At 65.3% G+C, this 23,788-nt stretch carries 18 protein-coding genes; 5 read left to right on the top strand and 13 right to left on the bottom strand.

Features of this window, described 5'->3' with window-relative positions; genetic code table 11:
• Positions 1-5: 5 nt before the first annotated feature.
• From J5251_RS11785 to iolC, 4 genes are read right to left on the bottom strand one after another with little or no spacing between them, the layout of a single operon-like run.
• Positions 6-1,502 carry a CoA-acylating methylmalonate-semialdehyde dehydrogenase gene (locus tag J5251_RS11785; protein WP_208574100.1) on the bottom strand — a complete coding sequence of 499 codons (1,497 nt, stop codon included), beginning with the start codon at positions 1,500-1,502 and terminating at the stop codon, positions 6-8.
• A gap of 50 nt (positions 1,503-1,552) precedes the next feature.
• Positions 1,553-3,499, bottom strand: a complete 1,947-nt coding sequence (gene iolD, locus J5251_RS11780; protein WP_208576148.1) for a 3D-(3,5/4)-trihydroxycyclohexane-1,2-dione acylhydrolase (decyclizing) — start codon at positions 3,497-3,499, stop codon at positions 1,553-1,555.
• 14 nt (positions 3,500-3,513) lie between these two features.
• Positions 3,514-4,431 (bottom strand): Cgl0159 family (beta/alpha)8-fold protein, encoded by a 918-nt coding sequence (locus J5251_RS11775; protein WP_208574099.1) that lies wholly within the window; start codon positions 4,429-4,431, stop codon positions 3,514-3,516.
• Positions 4,428-5,420, bottom strand: a complete 993-nt coding sequence (gene iolC, locus J5251_RS11770; protein WP_208574098.1) for a 5-dehydro-2-deoxygluconokinase — start codon at positions 5,418-5,420, stop codon at positions 4,428-4,430. The genes J5251_RS11775 and iolC overlap by 4 nt, the downstream gene beginning before the upstream one ends.
• Before the next feature lie 272 nt (positions 5,421-5,692).
• Between iolC and J5251_RS11765 the strand changes: the two genes are divergently transcribed.
• Positions 5,693-6,760: an ROK family glucokinase gene (locus tag J5251_RS11765; protein WP_139005893.1), complete on the top strand. Its 1,068-nt coding sequence runs from the start codon at positions 5,693-5,695 to the stop codon at positions 6,758-6,760.
• Positions 6,761-6,805: 45 nt separating this feature from the next.
• Here the strand turns inward: J5251_RS11765 and J5251_RS11760 are convergent, their stop codons facing one another.
• The gene (locus tag J5251_RS11760; RefSeq protein WP_208574097.1) at positions 6,806-7,603 is read right to left on the bottom strand and encodes an alpha/beta fold hydrolase; all 798 of its coding nucleotides are present in this window, start codon (positions 7,601-7,603) and stop codon (positions 6,806-6,808) included.
• Between the two features lie 141 nt (positions 7,604-7,744).
• Between J5251_RS11760 and J5251_RS11755 the strand changes: the two genes are divergently transcribed.
• Positions 7,745-8,476, top strand: a complete 732-nt coding sequence (locus J5251_RS11755; protein ID WP_208574096.1) for a GAF and ANTAR domain-containing protein — start codon at positions 7,745-7,747, stop codon at positions 8,474-8,476.
• A gap of 197 nt (positions 8,477-8,673) precedes the next feature.
• On the opposite strand, the gene J5251_RS11750 is transcribed toward J5251_RS11755, so the two are convergent.
• The 3 genes from J5251_RS11750 to J5251_RS11740 all read right to left on the bottom strand — a co-directional run bounded on the left by J5251_RS11750 (position 8,674) and on the right by J5251_RS11740 (position 11,955).
• Positions 8,674-9,504 carry an alpha/beta fold hydrolase gene (locus J5251_RS11750; RefSeq protein ID WP_208574095.1) on the bottom strand — a complete coding sequence of 277 codons (831 nt, stop codon included), beginning with the start codon at positions 9,502-9,504 and terminating at the stop codon, positions 8,674-8,676.
• A 98-nt stretch (positions 9,505-9,602) separates the two neighbouring features.
• Positions 9,603-10,502, bottom strand: a complete 900-nt coding sequence (locus J5251_RS11745) for a diacylglycerol/lipid kinase family protein (RefSeq protein WP_208574094.1) — start codon at positions 10,500-10,502, stop codon at positions 9,603-9,605.
• A 76-nt stretch (positions 10,503-10,578) separates the two neighbouring features.
• Complete coding sequence (locus tag J5251_RS11740; RefSeq protein WP_208574093.1) at positions 10,579-11,955, bottom strand: protein kinase domain-containing protein; 1,377 nt, start codon at positions 11,953-11,955, stop codon at positions 10,579-10,581.
• 644 nt (positions 11,956-12,599) lie between these two features.
• On the opposite strand from J5251_RS11740, the gene J5251_RS11735 reads away from it, so the two are divergent.
• Positions 12,600-13,310: a TetR/AcrR family transcriptional regulator C-terminal domain-containing protein gene (locus J5251_RS11735; RefSeq protein WP_208574092.1), complete on the top strand. Its 711-nt coding sequence runs from the start codon at positions 12,600-12,602 to the stop codon at positions 13,308-13,310.
• A gap of 65 nt (positions 13,311-13,375) precedes the next feature.
• On the opposite strand, the gene surE is transcribed toward J5251_RS11735, so the two are convergent.
• The 3 genes from surE to J5251_RS11720 form a co-directional block, all read right to left on the bottom strand.
• A complete protein-coding gene (gene surE / locus J5251_RS11730; protein WP_208574091.1) occupies positions 13,376-14,152 on the bottom strand; it encodes a 5'/3'-nucleotidase SurE in 777 nt (258 codons plus the stop codon).
• Positions 14,149-15,135, bottom strand: coding sequence for a 1-phosphofructokinase family hexose kinase (locus J5251_RS11725; protein WP_208574090.1), 987 nt, complete (start codon positions 15,133-15,135; stop codon positions 14,149-14,151). Before J5251_RS11725 ends, surE begins: the two co-directional genes overlap by 4 nt.
• A gap of 155 nt (positions 15,136-15,290) precedes the next feature.
• A complete protein-coding gene (locus tag J5251_RS11720; protein WP_208574089.1) occupies positions 15,291-15,944 on the bottom strand; it encodes a DUF2278 family protein in 654 nt (217 codons plus the stop codon).
• Between the two features lie 579 nt (positions 15,945-16,523).
• Here J5251_RS11720 and J5251_RS11715 point away from each other — a divergent pair.
• Positions 16,524-17,522 (top strand): S1C family serine protease, encoded by a 999-nt coding sequence (locus J5251_RS11715; RefSeq protein WP_208574088.1) that lies wholly within the window; start codon positions 16,524-16,526, stop codon positions 17,520-17,522.
• Between the two features lie 496 nt (positions 17,523-18,018).
• On the opposite strand, the gene J5251_RS11710 is transcribed toward J5251_RS11715, so the two are convergent.
• Positions 18,019-20,886: a S8 family serine peptidase gene (locus J5251_RS11710; RefSeq protein ID WP_208574087.1), complete on the bottom strand. Its 2,868-nt coding sequence runs from the start codon at positions 20,884-20,886 to the stop codon at positions 18,019-18,021.
• 210 nt (positions 20,887-21,096) lie between these two features.
• The gene (locus tag J5251_RS11705; protein WP_208574086.1) at positions 21,097-21,693 is read right to left on the bottom strand and encodes a hypothetical protein; all 597 of its coding nucleotides are present in this window, start codon (positions 21,691-21,693) and stop codon (positions 21,097-21,099) included.
• Positions 21,694-21,950: 257 nt separating this feature from the next.
• Here J5251_RS11705 and J5251_RS11700 point away from each other — a divergent pair, with 257 nt between their 5' ends.
• Complete coding sequence (locus tag J5251_RS11700) at positions 21,951-23,771, top strand: calcineurin-like phosphoesterase C-terminal domain-containing protein (RefSeq protein ID WP_208574085.1); 1,821 nt, start codon at positions 21,951-21,953, stop codon at positions 23,769-23,771.
• Positions 23,772-23,788: the final 17 nt, after the last annotated feature.

Here is a 23,788-nt window from a genome sequence, read left to right as displayed (position 1 = left end):
GCGCGTCAGTGGGACGGGAACGCGAAGGAGGCGTTGGAGGCCTGCTTCGGCTCGGGCCAGCGCTGGGTGACAACCTTGCCGCGGGTGTAGAAGCGCACGCCGTCGGGTCCGTAGATGTGGTGGTCGCCGAACAGCGAGTCCTTCCAGCCGCCGAAGGAGTGCCAGGCAACCGGCACCGGAAGCGGAACGTTCACGCCGACCATGCCGACCGTGACGCCGCGGGTGAAGGCGCGGGCGTAGGCGCCGGAAGCGGTGAAAATGGCCGTGCCGTTGCCGTACGGGTTGGAGTTGATGACCTCGAGGGCCTCCTCGATGTTGGCCACGCGCACCACTGCGAGGACCGGTCCGAAGATTTCCTCCCGGTAGGCGGTCATCTCGCGGCGGACGTGGTCAATGACGGTCGGGCCGACAAAGAAGCCGTTCTCGTGGTCCTTGACCATCAGGTCGCGGCCGTCCACGACCAAGGCGGCGCCGTCTTCCTGGGCCTCGCCGACGATCTTCTGCAGGCGGGCCTTGGAATGCGGGGTGATGACCGGGCCCATGTCCGCGTCCGGCTCCATGCCGTTGGCAACCTTGATGGCCTCGGCGCGTTCCTTCAGCTTGGCCACCAGGGACTCGGCCGCGTCGCCCACGGCGACGGCTACGGAGATGGCCATGCAGCGCTGTCCGGCGGAGCCGAAGGCCGCTGCGTTGATGTGGTCCGCGGCGAGGTCCATGTCGGCATCCGGCATGACCACGGCGTGGTTCTTGGCGCCGCCCAGGGCCTGGACGCGCTTGCCGTGCTTGGTGGCGGTCTCGTGAACGTACTTGGCGATGGGGGTGGACCCGACAAAGGAGATGCCGTCCACGTCCGGGTGGGTCAGCAGGCCGTCAACGGCTTCCTTATCGCCCTGCAGCACGTTGAAGACGCCGTCGGGCAGTCCGGCTTCCTTCCACAGCCGCGCCATGAACAGGCTGGCGGAGGGGTCGCGCTCGGAGGGCTTGAGGATGAACGCGTTGCCGGTAACGATCGCGACAGGAGCCATCCACAGCGGCACCATGACGGGGAAGTTGAACGGGGTAATGCCGGCGACGACGCCGAGCGGCTGGCGGAAGGAGAAGACGTCGATCCCGCCGGCGACCTGGTCCGAGTACTCGCCCTTCAGCGACTGCGAAGCGCCGCAGGCATATTCGACAACCTCAAGGCCGCGGCCCACTTCACCGGCGGCGTCGGAGACAACCTTGCCGTGCTCGCTGGTGACAATCTTGGCCAGTTCCTGCACGTTGGCGGCCAGCAGTTCGCGGAACTTGAACAGCACGGCAGTGCGCTTGGTCAGCGAGGTTTCAGCCCAGATTTCGGAGGCTGCCTTCGCCGCGGCGACCACGGCCTCGATGTCGGCACGGTTGGCCAGGCGAAGTTCGCCCGTGGTCTCGCCGGTGGCCGGGTTGTAGACGGACTGGGTGCGGTCGCCCTCGCCGGCGGTCTCCGCTCCGTTGATGAAGTGCGTGATCGTGGTGCTCATGTTGTTCTCCTTGGTGTTGCAGGTGGAAAGTTTCGTGCGTCGTCTGGGGATCAGCCGATCAGCGGCTTCTGCCGGGCCTTGTGGTCCGCGTAGGTCTTGTAGGCGTTCTGCGTAGAGTCCAGCTCGGAGACCGAGGCCACCGGCACATCCCACCAGGACTCGGAATCCGGCGCGTCGATCAGCGGATCGGATTCGACGTGGATCAGCACGGGACCGGATCCTTCCGGCTCGGCCTTGGCCTTGGCCACCGCCGCCTCCAGGTCCGCAATGACGTTCTCGCCCGGCTCCACCCGGATCACCCGCACACCCAGCGATTCCGCGTTGGTGGCCAGGTCGATCGGCAGCTTCTCGCCGTCGTCGAACGTGTGGTGCTTCTTGTCCAGCGTGCGGTATTTGGTGCCGAAGCGCTGGGAGCCGAGCGATTCGGACAGCGCGCCGATGGACGCGTACCCGTGGTTCTGGATGAGCACCGTGATGAGCTTGATCCCCTCGGCCACTGCCGTGACCAGCTCGGTGTGCATCATCAGGTAGGAACCGTCACCGACCATTACGACGACGTCGCGCGCCTGGGCGCCGGCAGAACCCTCCGCGGCGCGGCCTGCCTCGTCGATGGCGGCACGTTTCACGCCGAGGCCGCCGGGAATCTCGTAGCCCATGCAGGAGTACGCGTATTCCACGTGGTAGCCGAACGGGTCCCGCACGCGCCACATCTTGTGCAGGTCGCCGGGCAGCGAGCCGGCCGCGCAGATGACCACATCGCGGGCGTCCATGGTGCGGTTGACGGCGCCGATGATCTCGTTCTGGCTCGGCAGCGGGGTGTGCCGGGTGTCGAAGGCCTCGTCCACGGTCTTGTTCCACCGGTCCTTCTCGGCCGCCACCTGCTGCTCGAGGTCCCCGGCCACGCGGTAGCCCGAGAGGCTTTCCACCAGCTTGACCAGGCTCTTGCGGGCATCGGCGACGATCGGCAGGCTGGCGCCCTGCTTGTACGCGTCGATCGGGGCCACGTTGATGTTGACGAACTGCACGTCCGGGTTCTGGAACGCCGTGCGCGACGCGGTGGTGAAGTCCTCGTAGCGGGTCCCGATCCCGATGATCAAATCCGCTTCGCGGGCGACGGCGTTGGCCGCCGTCGTACCGGTGGAACCCACTGCGCCGAGGCAGTACGGCGCGTCCCAGGGCAGCACGCCCACACCGGCTTGGGTGTAGGCGACGGGGATGCCGGTCAGCTCGGCCAGCTCGGCGAGCTGCTCGTTGGCGAAGGAGTACAGCACGCCACCGCCGGCGATGATCAGCGGGCGCTTGGCCGCGCGGATCATCTGGGCCGCCCGGCGGATGTCATCCTCTTCCGGCTCGGGGCGGCGGATCCGCCACTCGCGCTCGGCGAGGAATTCCTCGGGCACGTCCAGCACTTCGGCCTGCACGTCCTGCGGCAGGGAGATGGTGACGGTACCGGTCTCGGCCGGGTCCGTCAGCACGCGGAGCCCGTGGTGGAAGGCGGAAAACAGCTGTTCCGGGCGGGTCACGCGGTCGAAATACTTGGACAGCGGGCGGAAGGCATCGTTGACCGTGATGTCATAGGCGTCCGGGCGCTCCAACTGCTGCAGCACCGGATCCGCCGCACGGGTGGCGAACGTGTCCGAGGGCAGCAGCAGCACGGGCAGCCGGTTGGTGGTGGCCAGCGCGGCGCCGGTCAGCAGGTTCGACGAACCGGGGCCGATGGAGCTGGAGATCGCGAAGGTGGCGCGGCGGCGCATGTGCCGGGCGTAGCCCACGGACTGGTGCACCTGGGCCTGCTCGTTGCGGCCCTGGTAGTACGGCATGAGTGACGGGTCCTGGACCTGCCACTGCTTCAGCGCCTGGCCCACGCCGGCAACGTTGCCGTGGCCGAAGATGCCGAACATGCCCGGGATCAGCCGTTCGCGGTGCTCCGCTCCCCCGACGTTATCCACGGTGTACTGCTTGCCCAGGAACTCTACAACCGCCTGGGCCACGGTCATTCTGCGGGTAGCCATCAGCTGGCGATCTCCTGTCCGGTACGGGTGTTCAGCAGGGTCGCGGCGGTAGCGACTGCTTCCTTCACGCTGCCCTCCTTCGGATACAACAAGGTCCGGCCAACGGTCAGGCCCTGGACGCCGGGCAACCGCAGTGCAGCTCCCCAGCTTGAATAGATTTCCTCCGGCGTGCCGGTCGGGTCCCCGCCCAGCAGGACGGTGGGCATAGTAGTGGCTGCCATCACGCGTTCCATGTCCTGGACCACGGGCAGCTTCATCCAGGTGTAGGCGCTCGTGGACCCCAAGCCGGAGGCAATCGCGATGGACTTGATTACGGCATCCGTGCTCAGGTCGTTGCGGATCCGCCCGTTGTCCCAGACGGAGATGAACGGCTCCACCATGGCGACCAGCCGGCGCTCGGCCAGGCTGTCGATCACCTTGGCCGTTGATTCAAGCGTGGCGACGGTGGCCGGGTCGCCCAGGCAGATGCGGGTGAGCATCTTGCCGCCATTGGCGCCGAGGGCCTCCAGCGCAGCGGCGGTGTGACCGGTGAAGCGGTCGTCCATCTCGTTGACATAGCCGGCCAGGCCGCCGCGGTTCATCGACCCGAACAGCAGCTTGCCGTCCAGTGCACCGAGCAGCAGCAGGTCGTCCATGATGTCCGGACTGGCCAACACGCCGTCCACGGCCGGGTTAGCCAGTGCTTCCTGCATCCGGTCCAGCAGGTCGCGCCGGTCCGCCATCGCTGTGGGATTATCACCGACGGCGAGGGCGCCGCGGGCGGGATGGTCCGCAGCCACGATGAAGTTCTGTTCGCCCAGCTTGAGCCCCGGATGCGGCCGGCGCGCGGCGGCCGCACGGGCCACGGCGTCGGGATCTTCGAGCCGGATACGCGAGAGATGTTCGTAGCGGCGAGGGTTGTCGTCAAACCCGCTCATCGGACTGCCTCCACAGGTGCCGGGACGTTGCGTCCGCGCTCCGCCAGCAGGGAATTGACCTCATGAGGAGTAGGCATGGCATCGGCGCAGGATAGGCGCGAGGCCACCAGCGCGCCGGAGGCGTTGGCGTAGTCCAGGACCAGCCCGAGCGGCCAGCCCGACAGCAGGCCGTGGCAGAAGGCGCCGCCGAAGGCATCGCCCGCGCCGAGGCCGTTGACCGTTTCCACGGGCACTGGGGCCGAGACCACGCGTTCGGTGCGGGTCTTGGCCATCACGCCCTCGGGTCCAAGCTTGACCACGGCGATCTCGACGCCGGCCTCAAGCAGCCGGTCCGCCTGCTCGTCGGGGGTGCCTTCACCCACGGCGACGGCGCATTCCTTGTCGTTGCCGATGGCCACGGTAACATGCGGCAGGATCTTGGATACCTGCTCGCGGGCCTCCTCCTCGGAGGCCCAGAACATCGGACGGTAGTCCAGGTCCAGGACCGTGTATTGACCGGCCTGCAGGTTCTCGCGTTGCCTCGCCTCATGGGCGGCCAGATGGGCGGAGCGGCTGGGTTCCTGGCACAGGCCGGTAACGGTGGACCAGAAGATGCCGGCTGCACGGATGGCATCGAGGTTCAGTTCGTCGGCTGCTATCTGCAGGTCCGGGGCGGTGGGGAAACGGCCGTAGAAGTAGAGGGGGAAGTCTTCCGGCGGCATGATGGCGCAGAACGTTGCCGGGGTTTGCAGACCCGGAACTGCGGTGATGAAGCTGTCATCCACACCGAACTTGCGCAGTTCGCGGTGCAGGTACTCGCCGAACGGGTCCTCGCCGGTACGGGTGATGATGGCGCTGCGGCGGCCGTGCCGCGCGGCGGCCACGGCAACATTGGACGGGGATCCGCCCAGGTACTTGCCGAACGAACTGACGTCTGCCAGCCCGACCCCGATCTCATTCGGATAAATGTCGACGCTGATCCGTCCCATAGTAAGCAAATCGTGAGCCACTTAGATCCTCGGCCTTTCTGTTTCGGGGGGCCCTTCACGGCCGCCTGGCGGCCGGCTGTGAGCCGAACCACACCAACTACTTTGCACGACGGCAAATGTCCTGTCAAACATTTGTACTGACATACTTACATGAGCCGTAAAACTTGCCTCAGTAGATGTGGGAGCCGGCTGCGGCGGAAGGCAGGAAACGCCGCTCCCCAGCCCGGTCTGCGAGGTCCGCCATCGGAGCTAGTATCACCGTCAGCAGCAGAAGTGCCTCTAGTATGAAACAGATGAGAGTTGACGACCCTGGCCGCCCGCGCACTCCAAGAGTTCCCCCCGCGGCCCTGCGCAGTGGCCGCGTTCCGCGTGCACGCCCCCAGCTCCGGCTGCCCAGCAGACTGACCCGCCGGGGCCTGTCCATCGGGATCGACATCGGGGGCACCAAAGTCGCCGCCGGCGTGGTCGACGCGGACGGGCGGATCCTCGCCGAAGAAGTGCGCGCCACCCCTGGGCACGATCCCCGCGAGGTGGAGCAGGTCATCGTCTCCCTCGTCCGCTCCCTGTCCGCCGAGCACCGCATCCTGTCGGTCGGCATCGGCGCGGCCGGGTGGATGGACCGCAGCGGCAGCACTGTCCTGTTCAGCCCGCACCTGGCCTGGCGCAACGAGCCGGTGCGAACCAATCTTGAAAAGCTCCTCCACCGCAGGGTCTCGCTGGCCAACGACGCCGATGCCGCGGCGTGGGCGGAATGCCGCTTCGGCGCGGGCAGCGGGCAGAGCCGGCTGGTCTGCATCACGCTGGGAACCGGCATCGGCGGTTCCATCGTCATCGATGGCCGGCTCGAGCGGGGAAACTGGGGTGTGGCCGGCGAATTCGGCCACCAGGTCATCGTCCCCCACGGCCACCGCTGTGAGTGCGGGAACCGAGGCTGCTGGGAACAATATGCCTCCGGCAACGCCCTCGGGCGCGAAGCACGCGAACTTGCCCGCGCCAATTCCCCGGTCGCCCAGGAGTGGCTCCGCGCGGTGGATGGCCGGGCAGAGGACATCACGGGCGCCGTCGTCACTTCCCTGGCCCGGGACGGGGATCCGGCCAGCATCCAGTTGATCGAGGACATCGGCGAGTGGCTCGGCCTGGGCTTGGCAAACCTTGCGGCTGCCTTGGACCCCGGGATGTTTGTAATCGGTGGCGGACTTTCCGAAGCCGGCGAGCTGCTGCTGGAACCGACCCGCCGCGCGTTCGGACGCAACCTCACCGGCCGTGGTTTCCGCCCAGCAGCGCCCATCGAGCTGGCCGCGCTGGGACCGAAGGCGGGACTGATCGGAGCCGCCGATATCGCCCGTTTCTCCTGGCGTTGAGCCCCTGAGACAAACTACCGCAGCCTGAGCTCACGCAACCCTAGGCTAACGCCCGCTGCCTCCCGCCAGCTGCCCGTCGAGAAACGCCAGCACCTCGGTCGATGCCGGATCGATGAGGTGGCCGCCCTCCACGACTTCGTGCCGCGACCCGGGGATCAGGTCCGCCAGCACACTGTCGACGGCACGGAAGACCGGCGGCGACGCGGCACCGGAAACAAGCAACACCGGCTTTCGCACGTGGGCCAACTGCTCCTGGTCCGGCCTTGAAGACCCGCCCTTCAGCTCGGCCAGGATGGCAGGAGCGTTATCGAGCACCATGCGCCGCCAGGTCCCCGGTAGCTGCGCCCAGCCGTCGTCGCCGAGGATCTCGCGGTAGAAGCAGTCCGCCCCGGCCTCCGGTCCCCCGGTTGCCGCGGCCGCGGCGACGTTCGCCTCCAAGGCGCCTTCCCACGCATGGGCCTCCGCCGTCATGGTCACGATGGCCGGCTCCAGCAGGACAAGGGCCCTGACCAGGCCCGGGTAGCGTTGCACAAGATCAACGGCGATCTCACCGCCGTAACTGCGTCCAATAACGACGGCGGGGGTCGCCTTGAGTGCCTGCAGCAGCGCCGCGGCGTCCTCTGTATGTTCGCCCACCGAGGTCATCGTGTACGGTTCCGGCCGCTCGCTGCGGGTGCAGCCGCGCCGGTCGTAGATGATCGTCCGTCCACGTTTGGCAAGTTCGTCCACCGCCGCGCCCCAGACCTTCGCCGAGCTGCCGGTGCCGTGGATGCACAGGATCGGAACGCCGTCGCCATGTTCCTCGTAGTAGAGGGACACCCCGTTAACACGGATCTCGCTCATGGATACAACGCTACGCGCATCCCAAACCACCCGTCCACGGCTACCACACGAGCGCCGGTGGACATCCATGGGGCGCACTCCTGCGGACAGCGCGTGGAACACGGGCGGTCTTTTATGCCCAGGGCACTTTAGACTTGTCGGATGCAAGAGAATTACGCGGAGACTCCTGTGGCGGAACAACTCCAGGATCTGATCCTCAGCAACGAGGATGTTGACGACTTCCTTGAGGACCTGGCCGTCTTTTCCTCCGACATTCTTGGCGGGGCCGTCGAGGTGCACTGCGGAGTGACTTTGAAGCGTAACAAGCGAGCCCTCACGGTAGCCAGCAGCAGTGCCCAGGCCAAGCTGCTGGACGAAGTTCAATACGGTTTTGGCAGCGGGCCTTGCCTGCACGCCATTGCCACCGAACACACAACGGTCATATCCGATGTGCGCACGGATAACCGGTGGCCGGACTACTTCGCTGCCGTTGCCGAATTCGGCTTCTACTCCATGATGGGAGTGCCGCTGATCCTGGGTGAAAGCGGCGGTGCCGCGTTGAACTTCTATGCGCGGGAACCGGACACCTTCGGGGCGGACGCCGTGCGGATCGCCGAAGGCTATGCCGCCCAGGCGTCGCGGGCGCTGCAGCTGGCTCTGCGTCTTGCCCACAGGTCGGAAACTGCTGACCATCTGAAGCGGGCCATGGACTCGCGGACCACTATCGATCTCGCCGTCGGGATCATCATGGGCCAGAACCGCTGCAGCCAGGACGAGGCGTTCAGTATCCTGAAGAACGCCTCCAGCAGCCGGAACGTCAAGCTCCGCCAGGTTGCAGCAGGAATCGTGTCCGCCATCGGCCAAGGACCGGTGCAAACCTCCTTCGAGGATTGAGCCGAACGCCGCCCTGCGCGACGACCAGGGGCATCGCTGCAAGCGCGGACTCGTCCTCAATCGCCACCGGGACGCTGTTGTACCCGGCTCAGTCTGGGGTTCCGTCGGGTAGTCAAGGCGTGAAGATCCGGCTGCTGCAGCGTGCGCTCACCCGTTCGGACCAAGTTGAGGCTTCGCTCTAAGGCTTCGGTCCGGATCTACGCTAGGGTGAAGGCCAGTATGGCGGCTGCTGTCCTGGCGGCCGCACCGTAGTGGACGATGTGCGGTTTGCCCGGTATTTCCAGGAAGCGTCCGCGCGCGGCGATGGCGGTCAGGTTTTGGCACCAGGACCGGGACGCTACCGGGTCGCGTGAGCCCCGGACTACCAGTACGGGCTGGGCGATATGGCTCACTCTCTTTTCCAGATCGTAAGACATCATTACCGGCAGTTCGGTCAGATACCAGCGTATGCCGGAGCGCACGTAGTCGGTAAACACTATGGCGTTGCCCGCCAGGCTCTCCGTGAGCGAGTCAGCTCCCAGCAGAAGGGCCTGGATCAGGACATTCCGGCGTGCTGAATCGACAACGGGGCCGATCAGCACCGCGTGCGAGACTAAGTCAGGGCGCAAAAGGGCAAGTTCGGTGGCGAACTGCGTGCCCATGGAATGCCCAACCACCACGACGGGTCCGGTGCCCAGCTCGTCGAGCGTGCCGGCGATGACCGCGGCATACTCGGCCACGGAAATCTGCCGGTCCGGTTTGGCGGCTGCGCCGAATCCCGGCAGGTCGAAGGAATGGACATCTCCGTATCCCGCCAGGACCTGCTGCAGTCTGCGGTAGTAGCGGTGGGACATACCGATACCATGCAGCAGCACAAAGACCGTGGCAACCGACGTCGTCTGCGGCCCGGCCAGGGAGTACACGTGGGCATCCAAGGAACCTGTGGTCACGATCCTTGCCCTGAGCTCATCGTGCGCGCCCACGCGGGTTCCGTGGGTCCGCGCAACTCCGGCCAAGGCCGCCCTGCCTTTCTGGGTAGTGCGCTGCATTGGGTCTACCTTTCGTGAGCCCTGCGAAGGTGCCGCCGCGTCGGGTTCAGTCCGTGGCCAGCGGTCGGCGCCTTGATCTTTCCGTTCCTGCAATGCGCTCACCCGAGAATGGGCAGGGCGGACGGTACGCACTCGACCTTGACGAAAGTTCCGGCGTCAACGGACTTCACTTCACCGTCGATCTGGTACGGCAGGGGCTTCAGCGTGGTGAACTCGTAACTGCTCACGCTGGGCTGGTTTCCGAGGCCTTGGGTGGTGGCGCGCAGTGCCGTCAGCAGGACCCGCCACTTGGGCATGTGCGGGAAGATGACTACCTCGAATTTTCCGTCCGAGAGCTTGTCGTCGGCCTCGCTGAGCGTGGCATACTTCGCCATTTCGGCAATGTTGGCGAAGACGATGCTGTCGAACTTCCGGCGCTTGCGGTCCGTTTGGCGTATTTCGAAGGGCTGGAACTTTGAGAACGTGCGCACCACGGAGACCATTTCCTTGAGGGCCCCTTTGCTGCCCTTCTCCAGATCGATTGCCATCACCGGAGTCAGGCCGAACCCGATGTAGGAGTGCGCGTATTCGGCAGGGGTATCCGGTCCCCGGCCAGTGTGGATCCGCAGCAGGTCGATACGGCGTACCCGACCTTGGGCGATGGCTTCTGCCAGCGGCATGGTGCCCGTGGTCCTGCGGTGGTCGTTGGCGTTTCCGGCGGCCATGACAGCACACACCGCGTTGGGGTTGCCGGCCCGCATGACACCGTTGACGACTTCGTTGTACCCGCCGTCGCCGCTGACGGACACGATCAGGACATTCCCTCCTCCGGCGGCGGCGTCGTGTGCCAACGTGACGGCGTGCCCGGCATGCCCGGTGGGCTGCAGCTCGATTTCCGGTGTGTAGGTCAGCAGTTCACCCAACCGGTCGCGAAGCTGCTCCGCCAGTTTGGGCGCGTCACCGGTGCTGTTGGGATTGAAAATGATGACGATCGATTCAAAAGTCCGCGCCAAATCCATGACCGCCTCCAAGTACTTGAGTCGGGAGCCATGCCGGACCCCTCTATCGAAAAAACTGTATGCCCGCTGGGCACGGCTAGGCCATGACTGGTACCGGTTGGCGCGCGGCAATGCTCTGCCTTGTCTGCAGCCGCAACTCCAGATCATTCATCACAATTGCGGCCAGGTCGGCCAGTGTCCGGGCGTCCTCGTCGCTGAATTCCCGCGGTTCACGGTCGATCACGCAGAGGGTTCCGAGGTTGTAGCCGTCGGGTGTGCGCAACGGGACACCGGCATAGAATTGCAGCCCGAATTCCCCTGCTACCAGGGGATTGGTTAGGGTCCTTGGATCAGCGGTTGCGTCTGGGATGATCCACGGGCCATCTTGAAGAATAGCTGAGGCACACAGGCCCGGATCCCTGCCGATTTGTTCGACCTCCGTGCCGTGATGCGTTTTGAACCAGATGCGGTCATGGTCCACTATGCTCACAATCGCGACAGGCACGGAGAATACCCGTGCCGCGATCATTGCCACCCGGTCGAACATGCCGTCGGGAAGCGTGTCCAGGATCCGGTACCGGTGCACCGCCTGCATCCTGGACTCCTCATCATCCCACGGAGAGGACTCAACCCTGCGCCTCCCGGCGCCCCGGGAAATTTCCTGCCGTAGCGCCAGGGAGACCTCCAGGGCGGACGGCCTGGAGGAGGGGTCGCGAGAGAGCATTGAGGTCAGCAGTTCGGCCCATCGGGGCGCGAGGCCGGCCGGGACCTGCGGAGGATGCAGCAGCCGGGCCAGTGCCGACTGGATCGGGGCACCCGGAAAGGCCACCTCGCCGGTCAGCGCTTCGAGCAGGACCAGTCCGAGTGAGTACACGTCGCAGGACGGGCCCACAGGTTCCCCCACAGCCTGCTCAGGACTCAGGTAGTGCGGCGTTCCGGAAGTATCCCCATCGTCGAACCCGTCGTCTCCCAGGATCATGGCGACGCCGAAATCACTTAGCTTGGCACGCGGCCTCGGATCTTGGTGGTTGTAGTCAACCAGGAGAACGTTGGCCGGTTTGACGTCCCGGTGGACAATTCCGTGATGGTGGATATAGGCAAGGCCGTCAGCAAGATCATGGCCAATCAGCGCCACATGCGCAGCAGAGACCGGTGCCTGTGCGCGGCGCCGGCGAAGATCGGGGCCGCGCACAAGCTCCATGACCAGATAGGAGACGGATGCGTTCGTGGGGTCTACACCCGTATCGAACAATGTGACGAGCGCATGGTGGCTCATCCCGGCCAGGATCCGCACTTCGGATTCCTGCCGGCGGGCCTGCTCGGCGTCGCCGTGCCGGCTTCTATGGAATACCTTGACCGCCACGTCCCGCTCCAGCAGTTGATCGACCGCGCGGTATACGCTGGATTGACCCCCGCGGCCGACGAGCTCCTCGATCCGGTAACGCCCGCTGAGCAGGTGCCCTCTTTCAATCATGCCCAATATCAGATTTCCCTCAAGTCAGTGGCCTTGGACGCTGACCGCAGTCCCGGTGTGGGATGAACGCCAAGTCGGCAGAACCACGTCATTTACTACCAGTGCCGGATTTGCCGCGCCGGGATCCCGGCGGGCCGGTGCCGTGAACCGGGTTCAGGTCAGTCGTGGATAGCTGGCCAGGAAGTAATCAGCCGCGGCCGGACCTTTCATGCACAGGCCGTTGGGCCCGGCACCGACGCGGCTCCTCATGGCAGCCCGAAAGGTTTTCTCCGTCCGGCGCGGAGTCCGTGTGACTTCGCACCAGCTGACGTACAGACCGTACAGAGGACCGGGGGCAAGTGTGCGGTCCGATTCAAGGTCAGGGGCGGTCGCTTCCTGCAGGAATCGGTCGAAGTGGGAATGTGCCATGGTGGCTCTTTTCCTCAGGGTGCCTTGGTGCCGCCGTTTCGCTACAGCAGCAAATGACTTCGGAGCCGTGCACCAAGCACCGAAGCAGCCGCCGTCCCTGACTGGGGTGGCCGCCGATGGGACGAAGCCGAAGCGACGCCCTACACCGTAGACTTTAGGCGTAGACTACGGGTAATGCAAGTGCGGTGGACTGACAAGCACCTACCTTCCGCTGCGCTCCGATCAGGATGGAAACCATGCCCCCCTCGAACGACTCCCGGCAGGACCACGTCCCCCGCGGCAGGTCGAAGCTGACCCGCGAGGCGGTGCTTTCGGCCGCACTCGAACTCGTGGATGCCGAAGGCCTGGAAGCCCTGACGATGCGCCGGCTAGGGCAGGAACTGGGCAGGGACCCGATGAGCCTGTACCGCTACGCCGACAACCGTGCAGCACTGCTGGATGGCGTAACGGAACTGGTCCTGAACGAACTCGCCATCGTCCCGGACGACCAGGACTGGCAGGGGCAGCTGCGTCGGATCGCCCATGACCTGCGGTTACTAGCGCTCCGGCACCCCAACGTCGTGCCCCTGCTGGTAACGCGTCCCCTTTCCACTCCGCTGGGATTACGCCCCCTGGGCACACTCCGCCCGCTGGAGCAGATCCTGTCACTGCTGGCCGAGGCCGGATTCGGTGCCGAGGACTCCCTGCACGTCTACCGGGCCTACTACGGCTTCCTGTACGGCCACATTCTCAACGAACTGCAGGAATTCATCGTGGACCCCGAAGAAAACGAAGCCCTGCTCCGTCTCGGCCTGCACCGCTTACCCGCAAAGCAATTCCCGCACCTGCGCGCCCTGGCATCTGCCCTGGCCGACTACGACGGTGCCGCCGAACTCGATGAAGGACTCAACATCCTGCTCTCTGGCCTCGCAGCCCGGCTCACGCCCCGTCCGCGAACAGTCACATAGGAATCCCGTCCCGTCTGCAAAGCGGATTCCCCAACGCGTTGTTCGGCTAGGCTTTCTCCTTCGGGTTACGTGCGCGGCAGACTCCGCTCCAGATCGGGCAGCTTGCTTTCGGTCACCGGCTGGATGCTGGTCACGGTGGCGAAGCCGGCGGCCAGCAGCGCGAAGTCGCTCTCCGGCGGCGCTTCCTCCTTGCTGTCCGCAATGGCCAGACGAAGATGTTGCTGTCCGCGTTCGGCCATGGTGGTTTGGACAACACCGAATTCGGCCAGTGTCGCCGTCCGATATTCGGGCAGTTCAGGCGAGTCCGTGTTGGGCACATTGAGGTTCAGCACGGTGCCGGCCTCCTGCTCCAGCAGGAACGGCAGCAGTCCCGTCGCCAGCCGAGCGGCGTTGTCCCAGTACAGATGCGCAGGATGCATACCGGTGTCCAGCGACACCGCCATCCCGTGGCCGCCGTTGATGCCCGCGGTCAGCGCTGCGCCTACCGTGCCGGAGTGCAGGATCACACGTCCGACGTTCGCACCGCGGTTCACCCCGGAAAGTACGACGTCGGGCGGGTCGCCAAAGGCGCCATGGGTAGCAATCATGGCGATGAAGCCCGGCGCGCCGTGGACCGCGAACGCCGGAACACCGTCGAGGCCTTCCAACTTCCGCTCCTCGATGCGGATGCGGCCCTCGTCCTCCCGGGCGGTGATGGAGGCGCTGCTGCCGCTGGCTTCCACCACCGGTGCGGCAACCGTGACGTTGAGCCCGGCCTCCACGGCACCGGCAGCCAAGGCATGCAGACCCGGAGAGTCGATGCCGTCGTCGTTCGTAATCAGGACCATTTTCGGCTTGTTCATTGTTTCCGTATCTTCTGCGCGAGCTCGTCCGGACTAATTTGCTGCGACTGGTCTGCTTCAGCCTCGCCCTCGAAGGGAACCACCTTTACCAGGCTGCTCAGCTTATGGATCGCGGCCGCCTCGCCGGTGCCCAGGCCGTGCCTGGTCACGTTCAGCGCACCTGCTGCGGTTCCCAGCACCACGGCTTCATGCATGGAGCCGCCGTCGGACAGGGTCGCGGCGACGCCGGCGGTCAGCGAATCGCCGGCCCCGCTGGTGTCCACGCTCTGCATCTCCGGCATGTGTATCTCGCTGACCTCGCCCTCGTCCAGCAGCAGGGACGGCAGATGGGCGCGGGTGACAATCACTGTTTCCGCTCCCTCTTCGTTTAGCTTGCGCATCGCCTCGACGATGTCGGCGGGGCTGGAACTGGCCGCGCGGCCGGACTCCACGAGTTCGTCGTCGGCGATCTTGACCACGGCCAGCCCTCCGGCCAGCGAAGCAGTCAGCCGTTCCCCCGCCAGGTCGGTAATGACCCTGCAGCCCGCGGTACGGAGGTCCGCGGCCAACCGCCGGTACACGTCGGCCGGCACCGCGTCTTCCCGGGCAGCGCCGCTGAGGATCACCGTTCCGGCGTCCATTCCTGCCTTGATCGTTAGGCCGTACAACTCGTCGAGCTCGTGCCGGGAGAGCTTGTCGCCCGGGGATTCGGCGACTACTTTCCTTCCACCGTCCCGCCGGTCGTGGATGTACGCGCCGCCGTTGCCCTGACCCTCCACCGAGAGCACATGGACGCCTTCGTCGGCGATCAGATGGCGCACTATGCGCCCGGTCTCCCCGGAAAACACACCACACATCGTGACCGAAGCGCCCAGTGCGGTGAGCATCCGAGCCTGCCACACGCCCTGGCCTCCGGCATGGAGGTGGATGTCCGCGGTCCCTTCCAGATCCTCCACGGTCACGGTCAGCACCGGCGACGGAGCAAATATCACTATGGAGCCCATCGCAGGCTCCTTTCAATCCGGCGTTCAGCCACGCCAGCCTCCTTGCCTCGGGCAGGCGCGCAACTGTGCCCTGCCCGATCTTGATTGCGGTCTCGGATGTAATGGATCCTGCTTCCGACACTAACCCCGCTGCAAGGACCACTCAATGGGGTTCGCTATTTCCGCGGCTTGCCGTTCTCGTCCGTCCGGACCGACTGGGTGACGAACTTGTTGCAGAACAGCACAAACGAGCCGTCCTGCCGCTGCACCAGGGTGGCACCGTCCTGCCAGATGCCGTTTTCCGCCGACCATTGCGAATCGAGCGGGTCGCCCTGGTTCTGGTGGATGTTGTGCACGCCAAGTCCGTCTTCGAACGGTTCGCCGAAGACCCAGATCCGCTGCGCGACCTCAAGGAGCGGCTCAAGGTCGGCGAGCGCCTCGGTGCTCACGCCCGACTTCCACGGCACGGGGAAATGCACCCGGAACACCGCGGCCAGCAGTCCCGGAACACAACCCAGGTGGTGCCGCCAGCTCAGGTCCCGGTTGCGGATGAAGTCCAGCGCACCGGAATCCGCCGTGGACTCTAGCGGATGCCAACCGTCGCCGAGTTTGTCCACGCCCTTGAGCATCGAGGGCCGCAGCTCGATGATCCGCCACTGCACGCCGTTCGGAACGGCCTTGCTGTCGACGTCGATCGCACAGTGGTAGACACCCGCGGGCGTGCGCAGCCGCAGGTTCCCGTGGAAGTACTGCCCGTAGTCGTTCGGCGGATCCCGGAAGTAGTCCTCTTTGACCCCCGCCACCACCCCATACCCACGATTCAGTGCCATAGGAACCACCTCACCTGCCCGGCGTTGGGCTGTTTGTCCTCACATCCTAGGCACGGTCCCCGACCTCCCGCCAGAACCTATCCCACACTGGACCTTGCCCTTGAGCAGGAAAAACAGTCAGAGTACGACGGCGGGCGGCGGGCTTATTGCCGCCGGTTCGAGCAATACTCCCTGAAGCGAATAACGCTTCCCTAACGGCGAAATAACGCCGTATGAGCTACGTTTCCCGAGCGGTGAAATTGCGCAAGTACAAGTACCTATCCCGGGTGTGGACGTTGGTGTCCAACAATGAAGGAGTGCGCGATGACCTTCAAAAAAGTTTGTGCATGCGCAGGCGGGACTACAGTGGGCGTCCTGCTTGTCACGCTGTCTGCCGCGTGTGCACCGGCACAGCAAAGTGAACCGGCACCTGCTCCCGTCACGGTGACCCAGACGGTGGAGGCTCCGCAGGCACCGCCTGCTTCTCTACCAACAACAGCTGCTCCTCCTTCCACGGCCGCGGCTCCTGCCTCTACAGCCGCTTCGACTCCCGAGCAAACGCAGAGCTGGCCGGAAATAGTGAAAAAAGTAAGTTCCGGTGTGGCTCGAATCAGCACCACCACATGCGAGGGCGACTTTACCGGTTCAGGCTTCCTCATTGACGAGGATCTGGTGGTCACGGCTGCCCATGTTGTCGAAGGAGCAACAGCAATCAACGTCGCTCTCGACGAGCAACTGGTCGGGGCACAGGTTCTCGGTATCAACGAAGCCGCGGAGCTGGCCCTGGTCCGCACCAACAGCGATGTGCAGGGCTACCACTTCAGTTTCAACGAGACCGAACCGGCCCTGGGTACAGATGTGGCTGCCCTTGGGTTCCCGCTCAACGCGGCGCTGACCCTTACTAAGGGATCCGTCAGCGGCCTTGATCGCGAGATAGATCTCGGCGCTGGTCCCATTTCGAATATGATCCAAACCGATGCTGCCATCAATCCCGGCAACAGCGGAGGTCCCCTGCTGACTGTCGACGGCCGCGTCGCCGGTGTGGTTAGCGCAATCAGGCAGTTCTCGGATTCTGCTGGCACACGGGCCGAAGGTACGGCCTTTGCGGTCACTGCACCACGGGCCGCAGCGGCAGCAGAAGAATGGCAGGCCCGGGCAACTCCAGTTCCTCCGGCCGACTGCGGCGCAGCTCCGGCTCCGGGCTTCGGGGACATCGCGTCCACGGTTCTCTCAGACCATGACCAGGCGACCAATATCGCGCAGAGTCTCCTCGTCCACGGACAGGGCATCAACCGCGGTGCCTATGATGCCGCCTATGAGGTTTTCACTCCGGAAATGCAGGCAGAGTTCGGCGGTGTGGAGGCGTGGAGCAGCGGTCTCAGTTCCTCTTACTGGACTGACCTGACAGTCTTGGCGGTCAGCGGCGAAGAGGACACTTTGCTGGCTGACGTCGACTTGCGGACCATTCAGGATGCGGCCGACGGTCCCCACGGACAGACTTGCTCGGATTGGAAAATCCAGTACACCATGCAGTGGGACGGCTTGTCGTGGCGGATAGCCGGCTCGTCCTTGCCCCTTGGGGACCCAACCGCGTGCTGAAGAACAGGACGCGGGCCTCCAGCTACAAGGTTATGGAGTAAACCCCGGCGGCGAGGACCATCACGCCCAGGACCGCTACGGTTGCGTTCGCAATGCCGCGCTGAGCTTCGGGTTTCATCCGGCGCCACTTGCGCCGCAAACGTCGTATATTCATGCAGTTCCCCAACTGTCTATTGCATCTTCCCAAGGGGAGCACAACATTCTGCTGAGCCGGGCACGCGCTGACCCGATTTCGGGGGATCAAGTGAAGCACGTGCCCGGCAGTAACAGAACTGAGAGCCTCCCAGTACTTAAACGCACAAGGGCACGGCAAGGGAATACCTATCCCCAACAAGGAAGTATCGTTCCCCAACGCCCCAACTGCGCTGGCAGATGAAGGAAACTGCACCAACATTTTTCCTTCACTGCTGACAATAAAACTACAGCATCCTCATACCGGCGCCAAAGATGCGGGATTAAACGTTAGCGTTCCGTGTCGTGGAGCGCCGCCGTCGTTCTATTGGCCCGCCACGGTATAGCTCGACCAGCCGGTGCCGATGAGCTCCCGTTCGGCCCAACTGCTCTTGTTCGCTTGGTAGTACCAGAGCTTGCCGTCGCTGCCTCTGGCAATCAGCCCGGAGGTTCCCTCCCCCGCGTAGCCGTTGGAGGTGACGATGTTGCTCATCTTGTTCCAGCCGGAGCTGCCCACGATCCGGCGGGTCTCGCTGATGAACGTCCCGGAGCCGTTGCCACGGTAGAGCTTGAGCTGCCCTGCGGGGGTTTTGGCGACGACGTCCTTGTGCCCGTCCCGGTCCCAGTCCATCGCCGTCAGTGTGTAGTCGCTCCAGCCGCTGCTGCCCAGCACGTACCGCGGGGAAAGCCAGGTGCCGGAGTCGTTGGGGTACACGTAGAGCTTTCCGGTGGAGCTGTTCTTGGCGATCACCACCGGGTACTTGTCACCGGTCCGCCACTTGGTGACGGTCAAGTCGTAGGATGCCCAGCCGCTGCTGCCGATGGTGTGGCGGGTGAAGCCGCCGTCGCGCTTGGCCTGGTAGTAGTAGAGCCTGCCGGACTTGGACTGCGCGATGATGTCGATGTAGCCGTCGGCGTTCCAGTCCACGGTGTGGATCTCGTCCATGGTTGTCCAGCCGGACGCGCCGATCATGACCCGGGTGGATCCGGTGCCGCTGTGCCCGTAGTTCCAGAGCTGCCCGTGCGAATCGAAGGCCACGATGTCGCCCTGGGAAGTAATCGAGGGGCTGGCCTCCGGCGTGGCGTCCGCCGCGACCTCTACGCTGCCCAGGTTCCGGAAGTCCCCGGACGAGTTGCCCAGCGTGTCCCTGAGCGGGAACAGCGTCACGTTCCAGGTACCGGTCGGGGCACTTTCGGGAAGGGTCATGACCCGTTCCCAGGTCCCGTTTTTGACGTCGCCGGAGACGAATTTCATCTCGCCGAAACCTACGGTTTCAGCCGTCACCGGGTGCTCCAGTTGGACCGACGGCGGCACCGCGCCGGTTGCGTCGGTCACCTGCGCTTTCACGGTAACCGTGTTTGTACCGTCCGCGAGGTTCAGCGATTCCGGCGTCACGGTTGAGCCGGCCAGTGCGGGTGCGGCTGCGTCTACCTTGATGGCGGACGCGCTGAAGGAATGGGACCATTCCGTGGTCGAGCCTTCCTTCAGCGTGTACCCCGGCTGCGCAGTCGCGGTAACCACCACCGTGCCCGACCCCGGGTGGGTGCCGGCGGCTACCGGCTCGCCGTTGGCCCGGTAGCTGACCCCCTCGACCGACGGAACCGTGTAGGTATCGGCCGCGGTTCCGTCCTTGTCGGTGAACACCGCTTCCTTCGGGACCACCTCGACCACGGGAGGCTCCGGAGTCGACGAGGGGGCGGAGCCCACTGCCGCGGCAGCGTCGACCAGTCCAGCGCCGCAGCCCTGCGTACAGGTACCGGGCATCGGCCGTGCGCTGTCCTTGAGCCGCTGCTCCACCGCGTCGGGCGTCATGGTGCCACCGGAACCGGCGATCATCAGCGCAGCCACCCCGGCCACATGCGGCGCCGCCATCGAGGTGCCCTGCGAGTAGTAGTACGATTCCGCGCCCGGCGTCGTGGCGCCGTCGTTGAGCGTGGAGGCGATGCCGCTGCTGGTGGCGGTGCTCATGTCCCCGCCCGGCGCCGTCACGTCCACCACCGAACCAAAGTTCGAGTACTCGGCGCGGTTCCCCTCGCGTCCGCTGGCAGCCACGGTGATGACATGCTCGCAGTTCGCCGGGGTGGCGTTCAGGGCGTCCCGGTTCTCGTTGCCGGCGGCGACCACGACGGCCGTCCCCGCGTTGTAGGCGTAGTCGATTGCGGCCTGGGACGTAGAGGAGCAGGTTCCGCTGCCGCCCAGGGACATGTTGACCACATCCGCCGGGTTCGGGTTCGCCGGCACACCCGGCACGGTGCCACCGGCTGCCCAGATGATGCCGTCGGCAATGTCGGACATGTAGCCACCGCAGGCGCCCAGCGCCCGGACCGGCAGGACCTTTGCGCCGGGAGCCACGCCGGCTACGCCCTTGCCGTTGCCGGTCACCGCGGCCACGATCCCGGCCACGTGGGTGCCGTGCCAGGACGACCCTGTGCCGCCGGTATAGGACCCGCATTCGTAGGCGCCGTACCAATCCCCCGCGTCACGTGCGTCGGGGTCGCGGCCGTTGCCGTCGCGGGACATGGTGGGATCGGAGATCATGTCGTAGCCCGGCAGTACATTGGCATTCAGGTCGCTGTGGTTGGTAATGCCGGTATCGACGACGGCGACAACCGCGCCTTCGCCCCGGCCGGCATCCCAGGCGCCGGGCAAGCGCAGGCCGGCCCGCTCTTCCCAGAAGTTCCACTGCAGTTTGTACAGCGGGTCGTTCGGTGCCGCCGCTGCCGGTTGCAGCAGCGGGTCCGGCTCGACGTAGGCAACATCCGGGTTGGCTTCCAGTCCGGCCACAAGATCCTGACTTGCGGTTGAATCCAACGTCGCGGCCGTCTCGATCACCTGCGCCCCAGTCGCGGTGGTCCGCACTTCCTTGACGGAGATGCCCAAATCTCTGGCCGTCTTCCCGTAGGCGCGGCTGCGGCCGGCGGAACTGCGCCCCGCCTTCTCCTTGAACTTGACCACATACCTGCCCGACGCCGGTACATCGTCCCGGTCGAGTCCGGCATCGGGAGCTACCGGGAGTGGTTCGGTGTTTCCCGGGCCCGGTTTTTCGGCAGCGGCGTGCGGCTCTTCGGCGGTTGCGGGAAGAGGGTCATCGGCGGCGGACGCCGCGGTGGGAAACAGCAGGCCGCCCAGCAGCGCCGCTGCACAGAACGGGGCGACACTTAATGGGAAGCGGCGGGGGCGGAGCTGAGACATACGCATCCTGTCAACGGTGCGCCGTTGGGGAGCCGGCGCAGGAAAAGCACTTCAATTGGGAAGCGCCGCGCACGCTTCCGCTATTGATTGTACGTTTTATCCTCGGATTCGCACCACGGCTACCCATTAACAGGGAAGGAATTCAAGACGCCGGCCGCCGGGCTGAGGAACGAGCCGAGTTACCGGGTTTTACACGCCTGCTTGCCAGGCTCACTTTCCTTCGTTTCCACCGGACCTACGATCGGGCTTGGCTCCAGAAACGGTCAGCAGGGCGTCCTCGTACCCGCCGCCGAGGCCAATGCGGGTGATGTCCTTGAGCCGGTACTTGGTCATCTCGGTATCCCAGCGGGCGTGCCTGTCGATTTCGAGCAGCCAGACGCTTTTCCTGCCCCAGTCGACCGGGGCGCCGATAAAGCAGGCATCGGGCTTGTCTTTCTCCTGATGGATTGTGAGGGCATCCCTTCCCTCGCCCACAGTGCGGATGATGGCCTCTGCGCTGGAAAGGCTGATGGGTTGCTCCGGTGCGGCCGGCGGCCATTGCTTGAGCTTCTTCAGCAGCTCCGGTTCGAACCCATCTACCTTTTTGACCTTCGTGATGTCCTTGGTGCGCAGGGCAGTGAACCCGTCCAGGTAGCCTCCGTCACGGGTGTCCGCGATGAGGATCCAGTCGTCGGAAAGCTGCACAACGTAGCCGCGGATGACGTCCGCGTCGTTGATTTTCCGGCGAATATCAACGTAGGCCTTCTTATCCATGGCGCTCTGGAGGGCGGCAAGGACCTTACGCCTCGACTTCTTCTGCGACTTCATGCCATCAGCTTTCCACAGGCCCGGGGTTCCGGGAACCGACGGCCCGGCTTCCGGAACAGGAACCAGAGAATTACGACGGCGGGCGCCCACCCGCCGTCGTTGTTTGACGCAGTGCTTGGAGACTTCACCGTGGGTTGGGCGAGTCGCTACGTCTGCTTCCTGTTCGCGTGGTCTGCCGGTAGTGAAACGTTCACCAAACCTTGGAACAGTGCCTTTGGCGGCGAGAACCGCTGCCAACATCACTCGACCGAAGGATCATGGTGAACCCCATTACCACCCCCTCCAAGTCATCTTCTGCCAAACCCCTTGCCCTGACCGCCGGCACGCTGGCGCTGATTTTCGGCGGTGTCGCGCTCTCCCCCGCGGCCACCGCAGCCCCCGAAAACGCCCCCGCCGACACGGGCTGGGCCGCGGGCGCCTACCGCGGCAGCGTCGAGGTGGTCGAAGGGCCGGACGCCGACCAGGAAACCATCGACGGCAGCGTCTTCGACGATCAGAACAAGAACTCCGTACAGGACAACGGCGAGAGAGGCCTCGGCGGCGTGACCGTCTCCAACGGCCGCGACGTTGTCACCACCGACAGCCAGGGCCGCTACGAACTGCCGGCGTTCGAGAACATGACCGTCTTCGCCACCCAGCCGCGCGGCTACCAGGTGCCGGTGGACGAGAACAACGTGGCGCAGTTCTACTACCACCACCTGCCCGAGGGCTCGCCCGACCTGGAGCACGGCGGTATTGCCCCCACCGGCCCGCTGCCGGATGCGGTCAACTTCCCGCTGGCCAAGAGCTCGCTGACCCAGTCGCCCGAGCAGCACTGCCTGATTGGCGGCGACATCCAGACGTACACGGAGGAACAGGTGCCGTTCGCCCGCGCCGGCGTCTTCGCCGATCTGGCCGACCGCAACGACTACGCCGGCTGCGGCGCCCTGTTCATTGGCGACGTGGTCGGCGACGACCCCGGGCTGTACCCGCAGACGCGCGAGCTGACCAGCATGATCAACGGTCCGGCGCGCTTCCTGCCCGGTAACCATGACCTGGACTTCGACGCCGCCAGCAGCGAGCACTCGTTCGATTCGTTCCGCGCCAACCTCGGGCCGGAGTACTACTCGTACGACGCAGGCAAAACCCACGTCGTCGCGCTGAACACCGTCGAGTACCAGTCGGGCACGCCCTACAACGGCGCGCTGGACGAGAGGCAGCTCGAATGGCTGCGCAACGACATTGCCCAGGTACCGGAAAACAAGCTGATCGTCCTCGCCGCGCACATCCCGCTGCTGGACTACGCCGACCAGGGCAGCTCCAAGCACCAGGTCGACCAGGTCAAGGAGATCTACAAGATCCTCGAAGGCCGCGAAGTTGTAGCCCTGGGCGGCCACACCCACAGCATCGAGAACCTCCGCGAAGGCGACTCGCTGGCCGGCTGGTCCGACGTCTTCGGCGTCGACGGGCTGCCGTTCACCCACATTACCGCGGGCGCCATCTCCGGCGACTGGTACTCCGGCCGCATGCTGCCCGAGGGCTACCCGCTCGCCGTCCAGCGCGACGGCGGCCTGCCGGGCGTGCTCACCCTGGACATCAAGAACACCGAGGTCAAGGAGCGCTTCACCGTCCGCGGCGAAGACGATTCCCTGCAGATGGCGCTGGGCCTGAACACTCCGCGCTACCGCGGCTGGTACGCCGAGAACGTGGACAACAAGGGCTCCGCTCCTGAGTTCACGGACGCGCTGACCGTCTCGCAGGAAGAGCTGGCCAACCAGACCTGGCTGACCACCAACTTCTGGATGGGCAGCACCGGATCGACGGTGGACGTGAAGATCGACGGCGGCGACACTGCCGAGGCTGTCCGCACCCAGCAGATGCAGGGCGAAGGCCAGCTGGTCGGCGCCGAGTGGTCCGACCCGACCGCCGTCCAGGAGCAGCTGGTCCACGGCGGTAGCCTGGCCGACCGCATGATGCACCTCTGGCGGCTGGAACTGCCCACCGACCTCGCCGTCGGCGAGCACACCGCCGAGGTCACCGCGACCGATGTCCACGGCCGCGAGTTCACCGAAACGCTGACCTTCCAGGTCACTCAATAGTCCTGCCCCGCACTACA

The sequence above is a fragment of the Arthrobacter crystallopoietes genome (assembly GCF_017603825.1).
GTDB lineage: Bacteria > Actinomycetota > Actinomycetes > Actinomycetales > Micrococcaceae > Crystallibacter > Crystallibacter crystallopoietes_B.
The sequence above is the reverse complement of the archived record's forward strand: the minus strand, read 5'-3'. Positions and strand labels throughout refer to the sequence as shown.

Excerpts from the sequence above, each read along its gene's own strand:
- J5251_RS11785 (WP_208574100.1), bottom strand. The coding sequence starts at position 1,502 with ATGAGCACCACGATCACGCACTTCATCAACGGAGCGGAGACCGCCGGC.
- iolD (WP_208576148.1), bottom strand. The coding sequence starts at position 3,499 with ATGACCGTGGCCCAGGCGGTTGTAGAGTTCCTGGGCAAGCAGTACACC.
- J5251_RS11775 (WP_208574099.1), bottom strand. The coding sequence starts at position 4,431 with ATGAGCGGGTTTGACGACAACCCTCGCCGCTACGAACATCTCTCGCGT.
- J5251_RS11765 (WP_139005893.1), top strand. The coding sequence starts at position 5,693 with ATGAGAGTTGACGACCCTGGCCGCCCGCGCACTCCAAGAGTTCCCCCC.
- J5251_RS11760 (WP_208574097.1), bottom strand. The coding sequence starts at position 7,603 with ATGAGCGAGATCCGTGTTAACGGGGTGTCCCTCTACTACGAGGAACAT.
- J5251_RS11755 (WP_208574096.1), top strand. The coding sequence starts at position 7,745 with ATGCAAGAGAATTACGCGGAGACTCCTGTGGCGGAACAACTCCAGGAT.
- J5251_RS11750 (WP_208574095.1), bottom strand. The coding sequence starts at position 9,504 with ATGCAGCGCACTACCCAGAAAGGCAGGGCGGCCTTGGCCGGAGTTGCG.
- J5251_RS11745 (WP_208574094.1), bottom strand. The coding sequence starts at position 10,502 with ATGGATTTGGCGCGGACTTTTGAATCGATCGTCATCATTTTCAATCCC.
- J5251_RS11740 (WP_208574093.1), bottom strand. The coding sequence starts at position 11,955 with ATGATTGAAAGAGGGCACCTGCTCAGCGGGCGTTACCGGATCGAGGAG.
- J5251_RS11735 (WP_208574092.1), top strand. The coding sequence starts at position 12,600 with ATGCCCCCCTCGAACGACTCCCGGCAGGACCACGTCCCCCGCGGCAGG.
- surE (WP_208574091.1), bottom strand. The coding sequence starts at position 14,152 with ATGAACAAGCCGAAAATGGTCCTGATTACGAACGACGACGGCATCGAC.
- J5251_RS11725 (WP_208574090.1), bottom strand. The coding sequence starts at position 15,135 with ATGGGCTCCATAGTGATATTTGCTCCGTCGCCGGTGCTGACCGTGACC.
- J5251_RS11720 (WP_208574089.1), bottom strand. The coding sequence starts at position 15,944 with ATGGCACTGAATCGTGGGTATGGGGTGGTGGCGGGGGTCAAAGAGGAC.
- J5251_RS11710 (WP_208574087.1), bottom strand. The coding sequence starts at position 20,886 with ATGTCTCAGCTCCGCCCCCGCCGCTTCCCATTAAGTGTCGCCCCGTTC.
- J5251_RS11705 (WP_208574086.1), bottom strand. The coding sequence starts at position 21,693 with ATGAAGTCGCAGAAGAAGTCGAGGCGTAAGGTCCTTGCCGCCCTCCAG.
- J5251_RS11700 (WP_208574085.1), top strand. The coding sequence starts at position 21,951 with ATGGTGAACCCCATTACCACCCCCTCCAAGTCATCTTCTGCCAAACCC.